Origin of the sequence: Ruminococcus sp. J1101004sp1_RTP21198st1_B9_RTP21198_201120, from assembly GCF_040924245.1 — a bacterium.
GTDB classification, from domain to species: Bacteria; Bacillota; Clostridia; order Lachnospirales; family Lachnospiraceae; genus Blautia_A; species Blautia_A faecis.
In genome coordinates this window covers 79629-99318 of sequence record NZ_JBCOMI010000008.1, presented here as the reverse complement: position 1 = coordinate 99318, position 19690 = coordinate 79629, and the positions used below count along the sequence as shown (strand labels likewise).

The 19690-nt window shown below is 42.9% G+C and carries 19 protein-coding genes and 1 pseudogene; 6 read left to right on the top strand and 14 right to left on the bottom strand.

All coding sequences use genetic code 11. From position 1 onward, the window contains the following. Positions 1-62 precede the first annotated feature (62 nt). The 3 genes from AB5618_RS07180 to AB5618_RS07170 all read right to left on the bottom strand — a co-directional run bounded on the left by AB5618_RS07180 (position 63) and on the right by AB5618_RS07170 (position 1665). Positions 63-497, bottom strand: a complete 435-nt coding sequence (locus AB5618_RS07180) for a DMT family transporter (RefSeq protein ID WP_173769620.1) — start codon at positions 495-497, stop codon at positions 63-65. A 162-nt stretch (positions 498-659) separates the two neighbouring features. Beyond that, the gene (locus AB5618_RS07175) at positions 660-1463 is read right to left on the bottom strand and encodes a DUF3169 family protein (RefSeq protein ID WP_173718893.1); all 804 of its coding nucleotides are present in this window, start codon (positions 1461-1463) and stop codon (positions 660-662) included. Further along, positions 1456-1665, bottom strand: a complete 210-nt coding sequence (locus AB5618_RS07170) for a helix-turn-helix transcriptional regulator (RefSeq protein ID WP_330382771.1) — start codon at positions 1663-1665, stop codon at positions 1456-1458. The genes AB5618_RS07175 and AB5618_RS07170 overlap by 8 nt, the downstream gene beginning before the upstream one ends. A 346-nt stretch (positions 1666-2011) precedes the next feature. Between AB5618_RS07170 and AB5618_RS07165 the strand changes: the two genes are divergently transcribed. After that, entirely contained in the window at positions 2012-2341 is a 330-nt protein-coding gene (locus AB5618_RS07165) for a DUF1292 domain-containing protein (protein WP_368366613.1), read from the top strand. A 279-nt stretch (positions 2342-2620) separates the two neighbouring features. Here the strand turns inward: AB5618_RS07165 and AB5618_RS07160 are convergent, their stop codons facing one another. From AB5618_RS07160 to argC, 4 genes are all read right to left on the bottom strand, one after another. Next, positions 2621-3811, bottom strand: coding sequence for an aspartate aminotransferase family protein (locus AB5618_RS07160; RefSeq protein WP_173734915.1), 1191 nt, complete (start codon positions 3809-3811; stop codon positions 2621-2623). Beyond that, a complete protein-coding gene (gene argB, locus AB5618_RS07155; RefSeq protein WP_173771142.1) occupies positions 3798-4694 on the bottom strand; it encodes an acetylglutamate kinase in 897 nt (298 codons plus the stop codon). The genes AB5618_RS07160 and argB overlap by 14 nt, the downstream gene beginning before the upstream one ends. A gap of 134 nt (positions 4695-4828) precedes the next feature. Continuing rightward, positions 4829-6052 carry a bifunctional glutamate N-acetyltransferase/amino-acid acetyltransferase ArgJ gene (argJ, locus tag AB5618_RS07150; RefSeq protein ID WP_368366612.1) on the bottom strand — a complete coding sequence of 408 codons (1224 nt, stop codon included), beginning with the start codon at positions 6050-6052 and terminating at the stop codon, positions 4829-4831. Positions 6053-6152: 100 nt separating this feature from the next. Further along, the gene (gene argC / locus AB5618_RS07145) at positions 6153-7193 is read right to left on the bottom strand and encodes an N-acetyl-gamma-glutamyl-phosphate reductase (RefSeq protein WP_148461744.1); all 1041 of its coding nucleotides are present in this window, start codon (positions 7191-7193) and stop codon (positions 6153-6155) included. 446 nt (positions 7194-7639) lie between these two features. On the opposite strand from argC, the gene AB5618_RS07140 reads away from it, so the two are divergent. After that, positions 7640-8875, top strand: coding sequence for an argininosuccinate synthase (locus AB5618_RS07140; protein WP_118579752.1), 1236 nt, complete (start codon positions 7640-7642; stop codon positions 8873-8875). A 140-nt stretch (positions 8876-9015) separates the two neighbouring features. Here AB5618_RS07140 and AB5618_RS07135 read toward each other — a convergent pair whose 3' ends face one another. Together AB5618_RS07135 and AB5618_RS07130 are read right to left on the bottom strand one after the other, a co-directional pair. After that, positions 9016-10176 (bottom strand): AI-2E family transporter, encoded by a 1161-nt coding sequence (locus AB5618_RS07135; protein ID WP_368366611.1) that lies wholly within the window; start codon positions 10174-10176, stop codon positions 9016-9018. A gap of 245 nt (positions 10177-10421) precedes the next feature. Then, positions 10422-10571: a DUF6783 domain-containing protein gene (locus AB5618_RS07130; RefSeq protein ID WP_313721083.1), complete on the bottom strand. Its 150-nt coding sequence runs from the start codon at positions 10569-10571 to the stop codon at positions 10422-10424. Between AB5618_RS07130 and AB5618_RS07125 the strand changes: the two are divergent. The 4 genes and pseudogenes from AB5618_RS07125 to AB5618_RS07110 all read left to right on the top strand — a co-directional run. After that, positions 10509-10640: pseudogene (locus AB5618_RS07125) on the top strand (DUF6783 domain-containing protein); the annotation flags it as partial. The gene AB5618_RS07130 and the pseudogene AB5618_RS07125 sit on opposite strands and share 63 nt — an antisense overlap. Then, positions 10641-12359: a biosynthetic-type acetolactate synthase large subunit gene (gene ilvB, locus AB5618_RS07120; protein WP_368366610.1), complete on the top strand. Its 1719-nt coding sequence runs from the start codon at positions 10641-10643 to the stop codon at positions 12357-12359. It abuts the pseudogene before it with no gap. A 19-nt stretch (positions 12360-12378) separates the two neighbouring features. Beyond that, positions 12379-12891, top strand: a complete 513-nt coding sequence (gene ilvN, locus AB5618_RS07115; protein ID WP_118579761.1) for an acetolactate synthase small subunit — start codon at positions 12379-12381, stop codon at positions 12889-12891. A gap of 68 nt (positions 12892-12959) precedes the next feature. Next, positions 12960-13913 carry a DMT family transporter gene (locus AB5618_RS07110; RefSeq protein WP_179962530.1) on the top strand — a complete coding sequence of 318 codons (954 nt, stop codon included), beginning with the start codon at positions 12960-12962 and terminating at the stop codon, positions 13911-13913. Positions 13914-14044: 131 nt separating this feature from the next. Here the strand turns inward: AB5618_RS07110 and AB5618_RS07105 are convergent, their stop codons facing one another. From AB5618_RS07105 to hflC, 5 genes are all read right to left on the bottom strand, one after another. Then, complete coding sequence (locus AB5618_RS07105; protein WP_173716159.1) at positions 14045-15955, bottom strand: ABC transporter ATP-binding protein; 1911 nt, start codon at positions 15953-15955, stop codon at positions 14045-14047. Next, on the bottom strand, positions 15952-17709 hold the full coding sequence (locus AB5618_RS07100; RefSeq protein WP_173716160.1) for an ABC transporter ATP-binding protein: 1758 nt from the start codon (positions 17707-17709) through the stop codon (positions 15952-15954). The genes AB5618_RS07105 and AB5618_RS07100 overlap by 4 nt, the downstream gene beginning before the upstream one ends. Positions 17710-17732: 23 nt before the next feature. Then, positions 17733-18233, bottom strand: coding sequence for a MarR family winged helix-turn-helix transcriptional regulator (locus AB5618_RS07095; protein ID WP_173716161.1), 501 nt, complete (start codon positions 18231-18233; stop codon positions 17733-17735). A gap of 242 nt (positions 18234-18475) precedes the next feature. Beyond that, positions 18476-18748, bottom strand: coding sequence for an acylphosphatase (locus tag AB5618_RS07090; RefSeq protein ID WP_118579773.1), 273 nt, complete (start codon positions 18746-18748; stop codon positions 18476-18478). 62 nt (positions 18749-18810) lie between these two features. After that, positions 18811-19674, bottom strand: a complete 864-nt coding sequence (gene hflC / locus AB5618_RS07085; protein WP_118579775.1) for a protease modulator HflC — start codon at positions 19672-19674, stop codon at positions 18811-18813. Positions 19675-19690: the final 16 nt, after the last annotated feature.

Here is a 19690-nt window from a genome sequence, read left to right as displayed (position 1 = left end):
ACGAAACTTTACATTTTTTACAATACCATTTCTAAATTTTATCAGTCTTTTATCTATTTACCTTATTTCTCCCATTTAAATATGACAATTCCTACAATAGCCACAGCCATACCGATCAGTTTCCGCCATTGAAAATCCACTTTTTCTACACCAAACAGACCAAATAATTCAATTACATAGGCAACTGCAAGCTGGGAAATTACAATCAGCATAGCAGCCTTTGCAGGACCTAAACTTCCCATGCTTTGAATGACAGTTATGGTAATAAATGCTCCGATAATACCGCCAAGTAAAGTATATTTATTCTCCACCTGCCACAACGCGCCAATACTATCCCTCCCGGTAAAAATCCACGCCAACACACAGACCAAAAACGCAGAAAACTGTACCCAGCCGGTGGATACCCACAAGCTGGTCTGCTTAGTCATCTCTGTGTTAAAAACGCCCTGAATACTCATCAATGCACCAGATATCAACGCTACAAGAAATCCCCACATACAATACCTCCATAAACTATCCTATACTTCCAGATTCTTTCTCTAATCCAATCGATGTTCTGACAGCCTCCAAAAGGATACTCCCTTTCCCGGGAAGAAAAGGAGGTGCACTTGCAGCAGGCACCTCCATAATAGTATTATATGTATTTTTCAAAGATTCATTCACTTCGCAAGTTTTTCGCTTTTTTTCGTAACACAGCACCGGCAGAAATTAAACGCCGATAAGATCCAGAGAAAAGCAGGAATGATAATAGCAAGAACGCCCGTATTCCATACCATATGAAGCAGCATGGCTACCAATGTGCAAAAAGGAAGTACCTTTCCAGTCAACAGGTAAGTCTTATAACTTGCTTCGTAGATTTCTTCCTTCTCTGCTTCGTCACAGCTTGCAAGCCACTGCTCCTGGAATTTCATAGAAGCAGGATCGCCTTTCTTCTCAGGATAAATTCTTTGGACCATCTTTACATAACGAACCTGCCACATACCAAAATATACAACCATTCCCATAAACACAACTAGTCCTGCTAAGAACCTCCCGGTCTCACCGTCACTCTGGCTCTCAATATATTTCATAGAATATCCTGGTGAAATGATCAGCATCATAAGAACAGTTCCCACTGTACTTGCGATCATCCCCCAGCTGGAGGACACTTCAATATGATATTGCAATTCATGATATTCTTCATCCTCTGCATCCTGTATCTGGCTTCCCATTCTCTTCATCTTTCCAAAATGGATCTCACAGATCATAATACAGATCGCACCGCAGATACATTCCAGCAGCACTGTATGATCACGTACAGCCAAAAGAAATGCATTCATCCCATGCCCAATAACTGCTATAGAATTCTCCCCGCTGTATGATGTAACAAAACCAAAAATTCCTCCAACAACACCACCAGCCAGCATAATCAGTACCATTTTTAAATAGGAATTCATTTTCTTCTTAGATTTTCCCTTATTCATCTTCTCCATCCTCCGTATAAGTAAAAATATCTTCCACTGTCACCTGACAGATCTTCGCCAGCTTCAAAGCCAGCGTCACTGAAGGTGAATAGTCTCCCCTCTCAATCAGGCTGATCGTCTGTCTGGACACACCAGCCAGTTTCCCCATGTCCGCCTGATTGATTCCAAGCCTGGCACGATATTCCTTCAATCGATTCTCCAGCGCCATTTCAAAGGCTCCTTTCTCATTCGTAGTGTATTCAATTATTTTTTCTGAAATGACTTATTTCATTGTCATTATGACAAGTTTGTTTGTCATTTCCTGTATTTGAATAGTATCATTGACAACTTTATTTGTCAACATGTTTTTTATATTTTCCCAAAACAACCTTGCAATCCTGTTACATCTCTACTGAAAACCGCTTTTCCAGTCTTTCTTCTGACATTATGCAAAAACATTTTCGAAATTTTCTATATTTTCCATCTATTCAACAGCTCTCACAATTGATATAATATTTTCAACAAATATGACAGCCGGGCTGGCATGTCAACTTGAAAGGAGAATCACAATGGCAAACGAAAAGAACATTGGTACCCCAGCAGAAGAGGAAATCGAGATCATCACTCTCACAGACGAAAACGGCGAAGACATGGATTTTGAGTTCCTGGACCTTGTTGAATATGAAGGAAAGCGTTACGCAGTTCTTCTCCCACCTGTAGAGGACGTGGAAGGTGAGGACGAGAACGAAGATGAAGAAGTACTGATTCTTCAGGTTGAGGACGACGTAAATGAAGAAAACGAGAGCTATGTTTTCGTTGATGACGATGACATTCTCACCGCTGTTTTTGACATTTTCAAAGAGAAATTTAAAGACGAATTCGACTTCGCAGAAGAGTAAATTTACAAAAAGCTTTTAAGCAGCTGTACTCCATACAGTGTAAAAAGTTCCATCCCCCAACTTTTGACAAGATGTATGTCAGGATTTATGGGAGATTTCCGGAATAATTTTTTAAAACAGAATCTTGAGCGATAGAAAAAAGGTACCTGAAAACCATTTCAAAGTACCTTTTTTTCTGTCGTTTTATTCTCATTTATGGCTTAAACTCAACCTACGCTGCTTTTTTAGCGAATCTTTTTTAATTTTCACCTGTTTTTTCACAAAAACTCCAGTCCTGATTTACGCCAGGCATTCATCCAAAATCTCCGCCATTTCATCGATATCCGCCTTGGTAATCACAAGCGGAGGCACAATACGAAGCACGTCGCTTCCTGCAGAAATAACCAGCAGTTTCTTCTCCAGAGCCTTCTTAACAATCTCTCCTACAGGTCGTCCTGCAATGACGATTCCCTGCATGAATCCCATACCTCTTCTTGCTGCAGCACACTCATGTTTTTCCACAAGTTCATCCAGTTTTTTTTCAAGATATGGAGTTAATTCCTGTACGTGAGTAAGAATCATATCCTTCTCATAAATGTCAAAAACCTTGCTTACTGCAGCACATACAAACGGATTTCCTCCATAGGTTGTACCATGATCTCCCGGCTTCAGGGAAGCCTGTGCAACCTTCTTACTCAGTACAAATGCACCTACCGGAACACCGCATCCAAGCGCTTTTGCACAGGTCATAATATCCGGCTGTACACCGTATGCCTGCCATGCAAAATAATATCCGGAACGTCCCATCCCGCACTGGATTTCATCCAGAATAAGGAGAATATCTTTCTCATCACACAGTGCGCGAACGCCCTCCAGAAACTCTCTTTCCGCTGGATAAATACCGCCTTCTCCCTGTACAGTCTCCATAATAATTGCACATGTTTTATCTGTAACCTGGGCTTTTACACTCTCAAGATCATTGAAATCAGCAAATTTCACACCACCCATGAGCGGCTCAAAAGGCTCACGGTAATGTGCATTTCCAGTGACAGAAAGTGCTCCGATTGATCTACCATGGAAGGAATGATTCATGGCAATGATCTCATGATCTGCATGTCCGTCACGTTCATAAGCATACTTTTTCGCAGCCTTTAATGCACCTTCAATAGCCTCTGTACCACTGTTTGTAAAGAAAGCCTTGTCCATGCGGCTTGCATTTACCAGCTTTGCACCAGCTTCAATAATTGGCTCATTGTAATACAAATTAGAAATATGAGTCAGCTTGTCAATCTGATTTTTCAATGCTTCATCATATCCCGGATAGTGATATCCAAGCGAATTTACAGCAATTCCTGCTGCAAAATCCAGATATTTGGAGCCTTCAGAATCAAAAAGATGCACACCCTCTCCACGTTCAAAAACAACTGGAAAACGATTATATGTATGAAGAATACTGGACTCCGCTTCTTCCATCTGATTATTCATGTTCATGGTAATATTCCTCTCCATCCTCTCTTAAAATAGCAGTTCCGATACCTTTGTTTGTAAAGATTTCCAACAGTAAACTATGAGGAATTCTTCCATCAAGAATATGAACCCGGTTAACACCATGCTCAATTGCTTCAATGCAGTTATTCAGCTTCGGAATCATTCCACCGCCAACATATCCATCCTCGATCAGTTTTCTGGCATCCTGAATATGAAGCTCAGAAATCAGAGATGACGGATCATCTTTATCCTTATAAACTCCCTCAATATCAGAAAGAAATGCAAGCTTCTCTGCATGTACAGCCTCTGCAATTGCGCAAGCTGCATCATCTGCGTTGATGTTATAGCTGTCATAATTATCATCAAATCCGATTGGAAAAACAATCGGAAGAAAATCTTTTTCCAGCAGATCATAAAGAATTTTCGGGTTTACTTCTGTAATATCCCCTACAAATCCAATATCCTCTCCATTGGAATATTTCTTCTTACATTTCAGCAATCCACCGTCTTTTCCACTGATACCAACAGCCTGTACTCCAAGGGATTCCACATGGGTAACAAGCTCTTTGTTTACTCTTGCGAGAACCATCTCGGCAATCTCCATTGTCTGGGCATCGGTTACACGAAGACCATTGATAAACTTGGCTTCCATGCCTACTTTTCCAACCCATTTGCTGATTTCCTTGCCACCACCATGCACAATGATCGGCTTGAAACCAACCAGTTTCAAAAGAACTGCGTCCTTAATTACATTTGCCTTCAGTTCTTCATCCAGCATAGCACTTCCGCCATATTTTATTACTACGATCTTACGATTAAAACGCTGTATATAAGGAAGTGCCTCAATCAGCACCTCTGCCTTGTCAAGATATTTCTGATTTACCATTTTCTCTTAACCTTTCTTTCCTATATCTTCTATGTCATAGAGTTCCTGCAACCGCATACCTGTTGATTTTCTCCCGATTCCAGTCTTTTTTTGACCAAATTCCGCCTAAATCTACACTCTCTCAAATCCTAATATCAGGAACGGTAATCCGCATTAATTTTTACATAGTCATAAGTAAGATCACAGCCCCATGCAGTTGCTTTTGCGTCACCCATCTTCACATCTGCAATAGCCGTTACCTCATCCTCAGACAGGATTCTGGTTGCCTCTGCTTCATCATATCCTGTTGAAACACCGTTCTCAATAATCTTTAATTTTCCTGCGCGGCTCTCAAAATACAGGTCAACTTTTTCCGGATCAAACTGTACTCCAGAGTATCCCATAGCGCACAAAATACGTCCCCAGTTTGCATCGTGGCCATAAATTGCAGCCTTTGTAAGAGAAGAAGTTACTACGGATTTGCTAAGCGTAACTGCATCTTCTTTTGTCTTAGCGCCCACAATTTTCACTTCAAAAAGTGCAGTCGCGCCCTCTCCGTCACCTGCAATTTTCTTTGACAAACAGGTATTAATATAATTCAAAGCCTCCATAAATTTATCAAAATCAGCACCCTCTTCTGTGATCTCAAGATTGCCTGCCATGCCATTTGCAAGGAGAAGAACAGTGTCATTTGTGGAAGTATCACCATCTACAGAAACCATATTAAAAGTATCTTTAATATTAGCACTTAGTGCTTTTTGAAGCATTTCTTTGGAAATTGCAGCATCTGTTGTGACAAATCCAAGCATGGTACACATATTAGGATGGATCATTCCGGATCCCTTGCACATACCGCCAACTGTTACTGTTTTTCCACCAATTTCGATCTGTACAGCAACCTCTTTTTTTACGGTATCTGTAGTCATGATAGCCTTGGCTGCCTCTGTTCCGGCCTCTAAAGAACCGTCAAGCTTCGGAGCCATAGCCTTTACACCATTTACAATTCTGTCAATCGGAATCTGCATTCCAATCACCCCTGTAGATGCAACCAGTACACTGTCTGCAGGGATTCCAAGTATCTCAGAAGCTGCATCAGCAGTCGCCTTACAATAGCCATATCCTTCTGCTCCGGTACATGCATTTGCAATACCACTGTTGCAGATCACAGCCTGTGCAGATGGGTGATTATAGACCACATTCTGATCCCATTTTACCGGAGCTGCCTTCACCACATTTGTTGTAAAAGTGCCAGCTGCAACACATGGAACTTCACTGTAAACCATGGCCATATCTGTACGGCCTTTGTATTTAATTTCTGCTGCTGCCGCTGCTGCTTTAAACCCCTTTGCTGCGGTAACACCACCTGTAATTATTTCCATATTGATACTCCTCCTTTGCCCGATCAGGCAAATTATATGTTTATTTTTTGATGTAACTCAGTCCTGAAACCATGCCCGGAGCCTGTCTCCAATTTCACTTTTACGGATACATCGGAACCTGTAATAATCCTTCCGCTTCATCAAACCCAAACATCAGATTCATATTCTGAACTGCCTGTCCGGCAGCACCTTTTACCAGGTTGTCAATAGCTCCCATCATGATGATTCTGTGGGTTCTCGGATCGATCTTGAAGTTCACATCCACGTAATTACTGCCCTCTACCCACTTTGTCTGCGGACACACATCCTTATCCAGAACCCTCACAAATGTCTCATTCTCATAACATGCATCATAAGCAGCTTTTACTTCTTCGTAGGTCACATCCTTTGTCAGGGAAGCGTATGCTGTAACCAGAATGCCTCTGTTCATTGGAACAAGATGCGGGGTAAAATTAATGGTCACTTCCTGTCCGCAGGCATATCCTAACTGGTCTTCGATCTCTGGTGTATGTCTGTGTGTAGCAACACCGTAAGCCTTGATATTTTCATTTACTTCACAATAAAGATTATCAACCTTAGCCCCTCTTCCAGCACCCGTTGTTCCGGATTTAGCATCAATAATAATCGTGTTCGGATCAATCATTCCGGCCTTTAACAATGGGTAAATAGAAAGTGTAGAACAAGTTGGATAGCATCCCGGATTCGCGATCAGACGGGCTTTTTTGATGTCCTCGCGGTTAATCTCACATAATCCGTACACAGCTTCATCAATAAACTGAGGGGATTTGTGCTCAATTCCGTACCATTTTTCATATTTCTTCACATCTTTAATACGGAAGTCTGCACTTAAATCAATTACTTTCGCTCTGGAAAGGATTCCCTCATTTACAAGAGAAGCACACAGCCCCTGCGGTGTTGCAGTGAAAATCACATCAACCTCATCTGCCAGAGCTTCCATGTTATCGTCCATACATTTTGCATCTACCAGCTTAAAAAAGTTCTGATAAATTCCTGCATATTTTTTATCAATGTAGCTTCTTGATCCATACCATGCTACTTCCACATTTTTATGTCCCAGAAGGAGACGTACAATTTCATTTCCCGCATAACCGGTTGCTCCAATAATTCCAGCTTTTATCATTTTAGTGTCCTCCATTATTATGGTGTCAAAAGCATGCTTTTTCAAACAGGCTCTAGAACTCATACTTGTTACTCTGTTCACTGGCAACAATGTCCGTTTTGTGAACGGAGTGAACAGTAACATGTGCTTTATAAACAATGATGAATGAATTATACATCTTCTTTGCATATTATGCAATAGTCATTTTTTCCTTATTTTCCATTCAATCAATCTTTTTTTGTGCATTTCAACGCGTATTTACCTATTATATGATGCATTTTTATGCAAAGTTTTTATAAACTTTTTTCAAATTTACTATTGCATATTTATGAGTATTGTTGTATATTATTCTTTGTGAATAACGTGCAGAACGTAAGAGCCGTTATCACGATGAATATTTATTCAAAATTTAATATGCTTTATAACCCTATCTGTTTCAGAGGGATAAAAGAAAAGAGGTAAATATTATGAAAGAAAAAGTTGTACTTGCATATTCAGGCGGACTTGATACCACAGCATTGATTCCGTGGCTGAAAGAAACATTTGATTATGATGTTGTCTGCTGCTGCGTTAACTGCGGACAGGGAAATGAGCTGGACGGACTTGAGGAAAGAGCAAAGCTTTCCGGAGCTTCCAAATTATATATTGAGGATATCGTAGATGACTTCTGCGACAACTATATTATGCCATGTGTTGAGGCAGGTGCTGTATACGAGCACAAATATCTTCTTGGTACTTCCATGGCACGTCCTGCTATTGCTAAGAAACTGGTTGAGATCGCAAGAAAAGAGAACGCTGTTGCAATCTGTCACGGCGCAACTGGTAAAGGAAATGACCAGATCCGTTTCGAGCTTGGAATCAAAGCTCTTGCACCAGACATCAAAATCATTGCACCATGGCGTATGACTGACGTTTGGACCATGCAGTCCCGTGAAGACGAGATCGCGTTCTGCCAGGCTCATGGTATCAACCTTCCATTCGATGCAAAACATAGCTACAGCCGTGACCGTAACCTGTGGCACATCAGCCATGAGGGACTTGAGCTTGAGGATCCGGCGCAGGCTCCAAACTATGATGATATGTTAGTACTCAGCGTAACACCTGAGAAAGCTCCGGATAAAGAGACCGAAATCACCATGACATTTGAGGCAGGTGTTCCAAAGACCTTAAATGGAAAGGCAATGAAAGTTTCCGAGATCATCACAGAGCTGAACAAGCTTGGCGGCGAGAACGGAATCGGCATTATCGATATCGTTGAGAACCGTGTTGTAGGTATGAAATCCCGTGGTGTTTATGAGACTCCTGGTGGAACAATCCTTATGGAAGCACATGAACAGCTTGAGGAACTGATCCTTGATCGTGAAACTCTGGAAACCAAGAAGAAACTTGGCAGCCAGCTGGCTCAGGTTGTTTACGAAGGAAAATGGTTCACACCACTTCGTGAGGCAATCCAGGCATTCGTAGAGTCCACACAGAAATATGTAACCGGTGAAGTAAAATTCAAACTTTATAAAGGCAACATCATCAAGGCCGGAACCACTTCTCCATACAGCCTTTACAATGAATCTCTTGCGTCCTTCACAACAGGTGATATGTACGATCACCATGATGCAGACGGATTCATCACTCTGTTCGGTCTGCCGCTGAAAGTTCGTGCAATGAAGCTTGCAGAAGTAGAAAGTCAGAAACAGACCAACGACTAATCTTCATAAAATAAACCAAAAACATCTCCGGAAGTTCTTAATCCTCCCGGAGATGTTTTTTTGCGGCTTTCTATTTTATGTAAACCTATTATTTTCCAAAGCTTCATTCCTTTAGCAACCAGCGCTTATTAAACATTTTCTCAACTGATTTTTACCTTCTTCTGCTCCAGCCTCTCAGCCACCCATTCCTTAAACAATGTAAAAATTACAGACACCAGCGGAATAAAAATCAGCATTCCCACAATTCCCATAAGATTTCCGCCCAGAGTCACTGCAACCAGTACCCAGATTGCCGGCAGTCCCACAGAGTTTCCAACTACATGAGGATAGATCAGATTTCCCTCAATCTGCTGCAGGATCAAGAACAATACAAGAAATGCCAAAGCTTTCAGAGGACTTACCATCAAAATCAAGAAAAATCCCACCCAGCATCCAATAATTCCGCCAAACACAGGAATCAGCGCCGTAAAACTGATCAGCACTCCGATCAGCATTGCATATGGAAATCTTCCGATCGTCATGGAAACAAAGAACATGCTTCCCAGGATCACCGCCTCTATGCACTGCCCGGTAATAAAGCTTGAAAACACCTTACTTGCCAGTGTACATACATGTCCCAGATATTCCACTGTTTTCACAGGTAAGATCGCATAAGCCGCTTTCAGGACCTGCCTGCCCAGCTTCTCTTTCTGAAGGAGCACATAACAGGAAAACACAAAACCAATTGCAAAATTCATAGCCATGCTCACCAATCCCATAGTCACGGTAATAGTGGATGATACCAGATTGTCCGCCCCACTTCTCAAAACGCTCACAATAGAATCAATAATTTTCTGCGGATCAATTTCTATGGTAGATGCCCATTTCACAATTTCAGAATCACTCTGGAAGGTATCTGTCAGCCATTTCTGAACTAACGGAATATCTTCTTCCACCTTTTTCACAACATTTACCAGAGTTCTTCCAAGCTCCGGTGCCACAATCAGTACTACAACGAGAATCGCCAGCACCACCAGAACAATGGAAAAGATCAGGCTCACCGGTCTTGCAAATTTTGCCGCTGCACGTCCCCTCCTGTCTTCTTTTTCCTTTGCTTTTCCAAAAACATGACGCTCAATAAATGCCATAGGTACATTCAGCACAAACGCCATAGCTCCACCCAGCACAAATGGCAGAAGAAGTCCCCACACAATTTTCGCATACTTCAGCACCACATCCAGATTCTGCACTCCCAGATACAGAAGCACTGAAAAAGCGATCAGCCACCTTATCTTTTTCATATTTTCCTTATTTAGTTCCACTATTTTCAACCTCTTCCTTTCTCAGTACACTTTTGTTCTGCATATCTTACCACAAAATCCACTTTTTGACCAGTTATCCCTTTCTTTTTCCCACCTCTTTTAATTCAACGTGTTACTGTTCCCTCCGTGACCAGTAACACGCTTCGCGATGCAAAAGAATCATGCTTTGCATGATTTCGCGCCGCAATTCTCTGGTTTTCTTTGAACTTTATTGACACTTTTCCACGTTAACGCTATAATATTGATTAAATATCGTTTGCTCTAGAGCGTGTTTGAAAAATCATTCCCGCAATCTGCACGCCCCACTTTGCGGTATATTTTGCCCGAATTCGGTTGCCGTAGCCCGCTACGGCGCCCTCATCCGGACAAAATCTCCCACAAATTGTGACGCACATCTTGTGGGAGATTTTTTTATAATTATATTGTGGGGTTTTTCCCCGGCGAAAAGGAGGTATCTTCACTAAATGAAACAGATATCAGGCAATAAGCTGCTGGTAAAAGCACTGAAAGAAGAAGGTGTTGAGTACATTTTCGGTTATCCCGGAGCATGCACCATTGATATCAGCGATGAATTATACAAACAGGATGATGTCACCGTAATCCTTCCACGTCACGAACAGGCACTGGTTCACGCAGCCGATGCTTACGCACGTACTACTGGAAAAGTTGGAGTATGTCTTGTAACAAGCGGTCCTGGTGCTACCAACCTTGTCACAGGCCTTGCTACAGCCAATTACGACAGCGTTCCTCTGGTGTGCTTCACCGGTCAGGTAGCACGTCATCTGATTGGAAACGATGCATTCCAGGAAGTTGATATTGTAGGAATTACCCGCAGTATTACCAAGTATGGAGTCACTGTACGCAACCGTGAAGATCTTGGACGTATCATCAAGGAAGCCTTCTATATTGCACGTACCGGACGCCCTGGACCGGTTCTCATTGACCTGCCCAAGGATGTAATGGCTGAACTGGGCAGTGCAGAATATCCAAAGAGCGTAAATATCCGCGGCTACAAGCCAAACACCAGTGTCCACATCGGACAGCTGAAACGTGCGATCAAAACACTTTCCAAGGCAAAGAAGCCTCTCTTCCTGGCAGGCGGCGGAATCAATATTTCCCATGCCAATAAGGTATTCCAGGAAGTAGTGGAAAAGACCGGTGTTCCGGTTGTAACTACTATTATGGGACGAGGTGCAATCCCTACCAACCATCCGCTTTTTATCGGAAACCTTGGCATGCACGGTGCCTATGCAGCCAATATGGCTGTAAGCAACTGTGACGTACTTTTTTCCATTGGAACACGTTTTAACGACCGAATCACAGGAAAGCTTCATGAATTTGCCCCTAATGCCCAGATTATCCATATTGACATTGACACGGCCTCTATTTCCAGAAACATCCAGGTAGATATTCCAATCGTTGCAGATGCAAAAGATGCCCTTGCAAAAATGTCCGAATACGTTTCCGACTATGCCAGCAAAAAATGGAACAGTGAGATAAACAGCTGGAAGCAGGAACATCCTCTTGTAATGCGTCCAAATGACAGATTAAGTCCGGTTGACATCATTAACCAGATCAACTGCCAGTTTGAAGAAGCCATCATTGTCACGGATGTCGGACAACACCAGATGCTGGTTTCCCAGTATGCTGAGATCACACCAGGCAAGCAGCTTGTTATGTCCGGGGGCCTTGGTACCATGGGATACGGTTTTCCTGGTGGTGTAGGAGCAAAGATCGGTAATCTGGACAAACCGGTTATCGTTATTTCCGGCGACGGTGGAATGCAGATGAATATTCAGGAATTTGCCACAGCTGTTCTGGAAGAGCTCCCACTGATTCTTTGTGTATTTAATAACGAATATCTTGGTATGGTTCGTCAGTGGCAGAAGCTTTTCTATGGCAAACGCTACAGCATGACCAATCTTCGCTCCGGTGCCCTTTCCCGCCGTACAAATGGCGAGGAATACCCGAAATATACACCGGATTTTGTAAAGCTGGCAGAAAGCTACGGTGCCAAAGGGATCCGGGTTTTCAATAAAAATGAGGTTGCCGCAGCCTTTGAAGAAGCAAAGAAAAATACCAAAGTTCCGACCCTGATCGAGTTCATCATTGATCCTGAAGAAATGGTTTATCCGATGGTAAAGCCTGGCGGAACACTGGAAGATTTAATTATGGATTGTTAATTAACAGGAGGTTTATCCAATGGCAGATAAAGGCATGAAAAAAAGATGGATTTCCCTCTACGTAGAAAACCAGGTAGGTGTTCTGTCCAAGATTTCCGGACTTTTCTCCGGCAAAAGCTATAACCTGGACAGCCTCACCGTTGGTACTACAGAGGATCCTACCGTTTCCCGAATGACCATCGGAACTGTAAGCGACGATGAAACGTTCGAACAGATCAAGAAACAGCTGAACCGAATGGTAGAAGTCATCAAAGTTATTGATTTCACCAATATGTTCGTCCGCATGAAAGAGATTCTTTACATCAAGGTTTTTAACTGCTCTTCTGAGGACAAAGTTGAATTATTCCAGATTGCTGAGACTTTCAAAGCCAGAGTCATTGATTACGGTAAAGACAGCCTGCTTCTGGAATTCGTACAGACAGCGACCAAAAATGATGCAGTTGTCAAACTGATCAAAGAAGAATTCGGCCGCATCGAAGTAGTCCGAGGTGGAAGTGTAGGAATTGAATCCATCAGCATGATGGAAAGATAATTTAAACGATGATGCCCCTCCTGTTAAAGGAGGGCATTTTTGTAAATTTTACGAGGGGATAATCCATTATGAAAAAACAACAAATACCATTAAAAAATTCACTGATTCTCCTTTTGACAGCAACGATCTGGGGAATCGCCTTTGTAGCACAAAGTGAGGGCGGTGAAGCTGTCGGCCCTCTCACTTTCAATGCCACAAGAAACATTATCGGTTCTCTGGTGCTGATCCCGGTTATTTTACTGCTCAATAAAATAAATCCACAGAGCAATTCAGCTGATTTCACAGAATCCGACAGACAGCCAATGGCATCCAGCGGTTCAAATCCATTTTCCCGCAACAAAACCTTAATTGCCGGCGGCATAATCTGCGGTATCTGCCTGTGTCTTGCTTCCAACTTCCAACAGTTTGGTATCCAGTACACCTCCGTTGGAAAAGCAGGTTTTCTCACTGCATGCTACATTATCATCGTCCCGATCCTTGGACTTTTTATGAAAAAGAAATGCAGTCCTTTTATCTGGGTTGCGGTTGTAATGGCACTGATTGGTCTCTATCTGCTTTGCATCACAGACGGCTTTTCCATTGGAAAGGGAGACTTTCTGGTCCTGATCTGTGCTTTCCTGTTTTCCCTGCACATTCTGGTCATTGATTACTTTTCACCAAAGACAGATGGAGTAAAAATGTCTTGCATCCAGTTTCTGGTCTGCGGAATCCTCACTGCTATCCCAGCCATAATTCTGGAGCATCCCAGTCTTTCTTCATTCAGTGGTGCCTGGGGCGCTACTCTCTATGCCGGCGTTATGTCCTGCGGTGTCGCCTACACCCTCCAGATCGTGGGCCAGAAAAATATGAACCCAACCGTAGCCTCCCTGATTCTCAGTCTGGAATCCTGCATCTCTGTCCTCGCCGGCTGGATTATCTTAGGACAGAAATTAAGCACCCGGGAAATCATCGGTTGTGTGGTAATGTTCGGGGCTATCGTTCTTGCCCAGTTGCCGCAGAAAGAAACTGCCAGTGAAAAATAACGCGCTCTAGAGCCTGTTTGAAAAATTCTTGCAGAAAGCCTTTTTCAAACACGCTCTAAATCTTCCAAAACCAAAAGTAAGAGGTAACGCTTGAACCTTCCAAACGTTACCTCTTACTTATTTACCCCATATCACCCATTATACAGCTGATAATATTTACCTTTCTGCGCAATTAACTCATCATGAGAGCCTCTCTCAATAACACGTCCCTGCTCCAGAACCATAATACAGTCACTGTTTCTGACTGTGGATAACCTATGTGCAATTGCAAATGTAGTTCTGCCTTCCATCAGCTTATCCATACCATCCTGTACAAGCTTCTCTGTACGGGTATCAATAGAGCTGGTAGCCTCATCCAGGATCAGAACCGGCGGATCTGCTACTGCCGCCCTGGCGATTGCAAGCAGCTGTCTCTGTCCCTGGCTTAAATTAGCACCATTATTGCGAAGCATAGTATGATAACCATCCGGCAGTCTTCGGATAAAGCCATCCGCATTCGCCAGCCTGGCAGCTGCAATAACTTCCTCATCTGTGGCATCCAGTTTTCCATAACGGATATTCTCCATAACGGTAGCAGTAAACAGATTAGTATCCTGAAGAACGATACCCATGGAACGTCTCAGATCACCCTTTTTGATCTTATTTATATTGATGCCATCATAACGGATCTTACCATCCTGAATATCATAGAAACGATTCAGAAGATTGGTAATTGTCGTCTTACCGGCACCCGTGGAGCCGACAAATGCAATTTTCTGTCCTGGCTTCGCATACATCTTCACATCGTGAAGCACGATCTTGTCATCACGATATCCGAAGTCAACGCCATCCAGAACAATATCACCTTTCAATTCGATATAATCTGTTTTGCCAGTGGCTTTGTGAAAATGCTTCCATGCCCAGCGTCCTGTACGTTTCTTGGACTCAACCAGCTTACCATTCTCTTCTTTCACATTTACCAGGGTCACATATCCGTCATCTACCTCCGGCTTCTCGTCCAGAAGGTCGAAGATACGCTTCGCTCCGGCAAGTGCCATAACAATACTGTTAAACTGCTGGCTTACCTGGTTGATCGGCTGGCTGAAGCTCTTGTTAAAAGTAAGAAAACTTGCCAGGCCGCCAAGAGTAAATCCACCCACACCATTTACTGCCAGCACGCCGCCAACAATGGCACACAGCACATAGCTGATATTCCCAATCTGTGCACAGGTAGGCATCAGCACGTTTGCAAATTTATTGGCATTATTCGCGCTCTCAAACAGCTGGTCATTCAGCTCATTAAACTTCTCAAGGCTTTCTTCCTCATGGCAGAATACCTTTACAACCTTCTGGCCTTCCATCATTTCCTCGATGTAACCATTTACAATACCAAGATTCTTCTGCTGCTCCATGAAATACTTGCCGCTGAGTCCTGCAAGATTCTTACTTGCCACCAGCATCACTCCAACCATGACCAGAGTCACGATGGTAAGAGGCACATTCAAAATAAGCATACTTACCAATACACTGACAATGGTAATCACACTGGAGATCAGCTGTGGAATACTCTGGCTGATCATCTGGCGCAGTGTATCAATATCATTGGTGTAGATAGACATGATATCGCCATGTGCATGTGTATCAAAATATTTAACAGGAAGTGTTTCCATGCGCTCAAACATCTCATTTCGAAGATTGCGTAGGGTGCCCTGACTGACATAGATCATCAGACGGTTGTACGTATATGTGCACGCCACCCCAATTGCATAAAAACAGGCTACACGAAGAATTGCCATTGCAAGAGGATGGAAATCCGGAGTCTCAGATTGAAGCATAGGCATGATATACTGGTCAATCAAAGTCTTCATAAACATGGTTCCCTGCACATTGGCAAGAACACTTACCACAATGCCGATCACAACTACAATAATATGGATCCTGTAGTTCTTAAAAATATACCCCATCAGTCTTCCAAGCATCTTGCCCTGATTCTCTACCATAGGGCCTGAACGGAAGGCTGCCCCGCTGCGGCCTGGCTTCTTTATCGGTCTTTCATTGCTCATGCCTGCTCACCTCCTCTATTCTCATCAAAATCTCCACCACCCTTTATCTGTGAATTATAAACCTCCTGATAAATGGCATTGGTTTTCATTAGTTCCTCATGAGTTCCAAATCCGCTGATTTTTCCCTCATCCATGACAATGATCCTGTCCGCACTCTGAATACTGGAAATACGCTGTGCAATGATCAGCTTGGTAGTATCCGGAATTTCTTCTGCAAAAGCTCTTCTGATACGTGCATCTGTGGCAGTATCTACCGCACTTGTGGAATCATCCAGAATCAGTACTTTGGGTTTCTTAAGAAGAGCTCTGGCGATACACAGACGCTGTTTCTGACCGCCGGAAACATTGGTTCCGCCCTGCTCAATATAAGTATTGTATTTGTCCGGCATTTTCTCAATGAAGTCATCCGCACAGGAAAGCTGACACGCTCTGCGGCACTCTTTCTCCGAAGCCTCTTTATTTCCCCAGCGCAGATTCTCCAGAATGGTACCGGAAAACAGCACATTCTTCTGAAGTACAACTGCTACCTGGTTACGCAGACTATCCATATGGTAGTCACGCACATCCACGCCGCCAACTTTCACTGATCCGGAGCTCACATCATAAAGACGGCTGATCAGGTTTACCAGACTGGACTTGGCACTTCCGGTTCCACCGATAATACCAATAGTTTCTCCTGCGCGGATAGAAAGATTGATATCCTTCAGCACCGGCTCCTTACTGTCCTTCTTATAGCTGAAATCCACATGATCAAATTCAATACTTCCGTCTGCAACTTCCATAACCGGATCCTGCGGATCATGAAGATCTGCTGTTTCATTGATAACCTCAGTTACACGCTCTGCACTTGCTGCGCTCATGGTGACCATAACAAATACCATGGAAAGCATCATAAGGCTCATAAGAATATTCATACAATATGTAAGAAGACTCATCAATTCACCTGTAGTCAGACTGCCGCCAACGATCATATTCGCACCCAGCCAGCTGATTCCAAGAATACATGCATATACTGTAAACTGCATAACCGGCATATTCATAACTACCAGTTTTTCAGCTCTTACAAACATTTCGTAAACTTTATTGCAGGCTTTCTGAAACTTAGTGGTCTCATATTCTTCACGTACATAAGCCTTCACAACGCGGACTGCGCTGATATTCTCCTGCACGCTGGCATTTAAATCGTCATATTTTTCAAATACTTCCCGGAAATACTTAGTCGCCTTTTTCATAATAAATACGAGAAAACATCCAAGAAAAATAACGGCAATAAGGTAAATGCTGGCAACCCTTGCATTGATCATAAACGCCATCGCCATGGCACAGATCAGACTGGCCGGGGCACGGGTACACATACGCAGGATCATCTGGTATGCATTCTGCAGGTTGGTCACATCTGTAGTCAGACGTGTGATCAGACTTGCAGTACTGAACTTGTCAATGTTTGAAAATGAAAATGTCTGAATGTTAGTATACATTGCTTTACGAAGATTACGGGCAAAGCCGGAGGATGCGTATGCTCCATATTTTCCCCCAAGAATACCGGTAACAAGTCCTGCAACAGCAAGAAGCGCCATAATGGCACCCTTTCTGTAAAGATAACTGATATTACCGGTTTCCACACCGTTGTCGATCATATCTGCCATTACAAGAGGAATCATTGTCTCCACCACAACCTCCAGTATCATAAATACCGGTGTGAGGAAGGAGGCCTTCTTAAACTCCTTTACCTGGGCAAGTAATGTCTTTATCATCAGGTTCTCCCCTTTCTTTTTTGTTAGTTTTCATCCCGCAGACAGCACTCTCTTTGGGCATTTTCCCGGATTATGTCCAGAACTTCCATAAAGCATTCCAGTTTTTCCTGGGGAATGTCAGACTTCAATACTTTCTGGATCCGGTCAAAATTCTCCATAATTTCCATCTGAAATTCCATTCCCTTTTCTGTAAGCACCAGACGCTTCAGTCTGGCATCTCTTGGAATAGGTTCTCTGGTAATAAGCCCTTTCTTCTCCATTGCCTGAAGGATTCCTGAAGCAGTAGAACGCGCCATCTGAAATTCTGCTTCCAGGTCTTTCTGGAAAACAGCCTCTTCTGAATGTCGGTACAGATAACCAATGATCCACCCCTGCATGCGGTTAATTCCGGCTTTTTCATCCACCTTGGACTGATACGAATTCACCAGACGCCCAATTACCTGATTGAGAGTACGAACCTCATACCCTATTTGCCGTTCCGCCCTGCAGCACTCATCAGGACCAGTTTTCTTCTTTTTCTCCATCTTTCCCTTCTTTCATATACTTCCATACAAAATAGTTCATGTGCGAACCGTTCGGGTTCGAACTGTTCGTGCACGAACTAATTATAAGGGGCATGTTTCTGAATGTCAATCCTGTTTTTTCAATATCCGCTTTGCTATTTGCTCGCGGAGCGTTTTTTGTGTAATAGGAAATTACTCCGTAATATTCCTATTACACAAAAAAATACCAGAAGCAAAATTCCCATTGCTCCTGGCATCCCTTTTTATTTCGAATAAAAGCTCCACTCCCTTTCATCCACAGGCAGGTCTTCCATCTGATAATTCTCAATCCGGATGAAACTTCCCATCTCGATTTCCTGAATCATACGCTCAATTCCGGAAAGCTCTCCCTGGACTTCCATTTCCACTCTGCCATCCCACAGATTGTCCACCCAGCCGGTAAGATCATTGGCTCTCGCCGCATTTTTGGCACGGTAACGAAATCCAACGCCCTGCACCTGCCCGGAAAAATATATGTGTTTTCTCACTATCGCCATCTTTTGTCACTCCTTATGTACCTTATGATATACGTCAATACCGGCAGATGCAAGAATTTTTATTATTTTCCCTCAAAAATCTGAGCAATCGGGGAATCCGATGACAAAATAACGGTCTTGTTTTCTCCTTGCATAGAAGCTTTCAGTGCTTCAAGACTTCTTACGAAGGAATAAAATTCACTTCTCTCATCTTCCCCATAAGCCTGGGAAAGAATTTTCATATATTCCTGTTCCCCTTCTGCCTTCAAAATCTCAGCCTGCTTCTTCGCATCTGAAATCTGAATGGTCACTTCCTTATCCGTCTTGTTCTGGATTACTTTTGCTTCTGAATCGCCTTCTGCTTTATATGTAGCAGCAATATTATCACGCTCTGAGATCATTCTCTCATACACAGCAGCCTTATTATCGTCCGGCAGATCCAGCTGCTTTGTTTCAAATTTAATCAGCTCTATTCCATATTGTTCCATATTATCTCCAATGGCTTCCATCACCATATCCGATAATTCTCCGTCACGGCTTGTGATCACTCTGTCCTGGGAAAGACTGCTGATCACATTTTTTGTGGCATTATATACGGCCGTATTAATTCGGCTCTCGCTGTTTTCCAAAGAAGAGTTCAGAGTCTGTGCAAATTTAAGGGGATCTGTGATTCTCCACAAAACATAGCTGTCACTGATCATGGTTTTCTTGTCCTTGGTAATCACATCAGATGCTTCCAAATCATATAACAACGTTTCCTTTGGTAAAGACTGTGTTCTTTCTATCAATGGAATTTTAAAGCTGATTCCCGGTTCGCAGATCACTCTGTCAACTTTACCAAACTGACGGATCAGCTTGTATTCATTTTGTTGGGTTATAGTTATGGAAGAACCGATTATTACTGCTCCGAGAATGCCTGCTATAAGTGCCGCTTTTTTCATTTTCATAATTTTTTATCCTTTC

Bases quoted from the DNA above. Each gene is read 5' to 3' on its own strand.
- AB5618_RS07180 (WP_173769620.1), bottom strand. From the start codon at position 497: ATGTGGGGATTTCTTGTAGCGTTGATATCTGGTGCATTGATGAGTATT.
- AB5618_RS07175 (WP_173718893.1), bottom strand. From the start codon at position 1,463: ATGAATAAGGGAAAATCTAAGAAGAAAATGAATTCCTATTTAAAAATG.
- AB5618_RS07165 (WP_368366613.1), top strand. From the start codon at position 2,012: ATGGCAAACGAAAAGAACATTGGTACCCCAGCAGAAGAGGAAATCGAG.
- AB5618_RS07160 (WP_173734915.1), bottom strand. From the start codon at position 3,811: ATGAACATGAATAATCAGATGGAAGAAGCGGAGTCCAGTATTCTTCAT.
- argB (WP_173771142.1), bottom strand. From the start codon at position 4,694: ATGGTAAATCAGAAATATCTTGACAAGGCAGAGGTGCTGATTGAGGCA.
- argJ (WP_368366612.1), bottom strand. From the start codon at position 6,052: ATGGAAATAATTACAGGTGGTGTTACCGCAGCAAAGGGGTTTAAAGCA.
- argC (WP_148461744.1), bottom strand. From the start codon at position 7,193: ATGATAAAAGCTGGAATTATTGGAGCAACCGGTTATGCGGGAAATGAA.
- AB5618_RS07140 (WP_118579752.1), top strand. From the start codon at position 7,640: ATGAAAGAAAAAGTTGTACTTGCATATTCAGGCGGACTTGATACCACA.
- AB5618_RS07130 (WP_313721083.1), bottom strand. From the start codon at position 10,571: ATGTGCGTCACAATTTGTGGGAGATTTTGTCCGGATGAGGGCGCCGTA.
- ilvB (WP_368366610.1), top strand. From the start codon at position 10,641: ATGAAACAGATATCAGGCAATAAGCTGCTGGTAAAAGCACTGAAAGAA.
- ilvN (WP_118579761.1), top strand. From the start codon at position 12,379: ATGGCAGATAAAGGCATGAAAAAAAGATGGATTTCCCTCTACGTAGAA.
- AB5618_RS07110 (WP_179962530.1), top strand. From the start codon at position 12,960: ATGAAAAAACAACAAATACCATTAAAAAATTCACTGATTCTCCTTTTG.
- AB5618_RS07105 (WP_173716159.1), bottom strand. From the start codon at position 15,955: ATGAGCAATGAAAGACCGATAAAGAAGCCAGGCCGCAGCGGGGCAGCC.
- AB5618_RS07100 (WP_173716160.1), bottom strand. From the start codon at position 17,709: ATGATAAAGACATTACTTGCCCAGGTAAAGGAGTTTAAGAAGGCCTCC.
- AB5618_RS07095 (WP_173716161.1), bottom strand. From the start codon at position 18,233: ATGGAGAAAAAGAAGAAAACTGGTCCTGATGAGTGCTGCAGGGCGGAA.
- AB5618_RS07090 (WP_118579773.1), bottom strand. From the start codon at position 18,748: ATGGCGATAGTGAGAAAACACATATATTTTTCCGGGCAGGTGCAGGGC.
- hflC (WP_118579775.1), bottom strand. From the start codon at position 19,674: ATGAAAATGAAAAAAGCGGCACTTATAGCAGGCATTCTCGGAGCAGTA.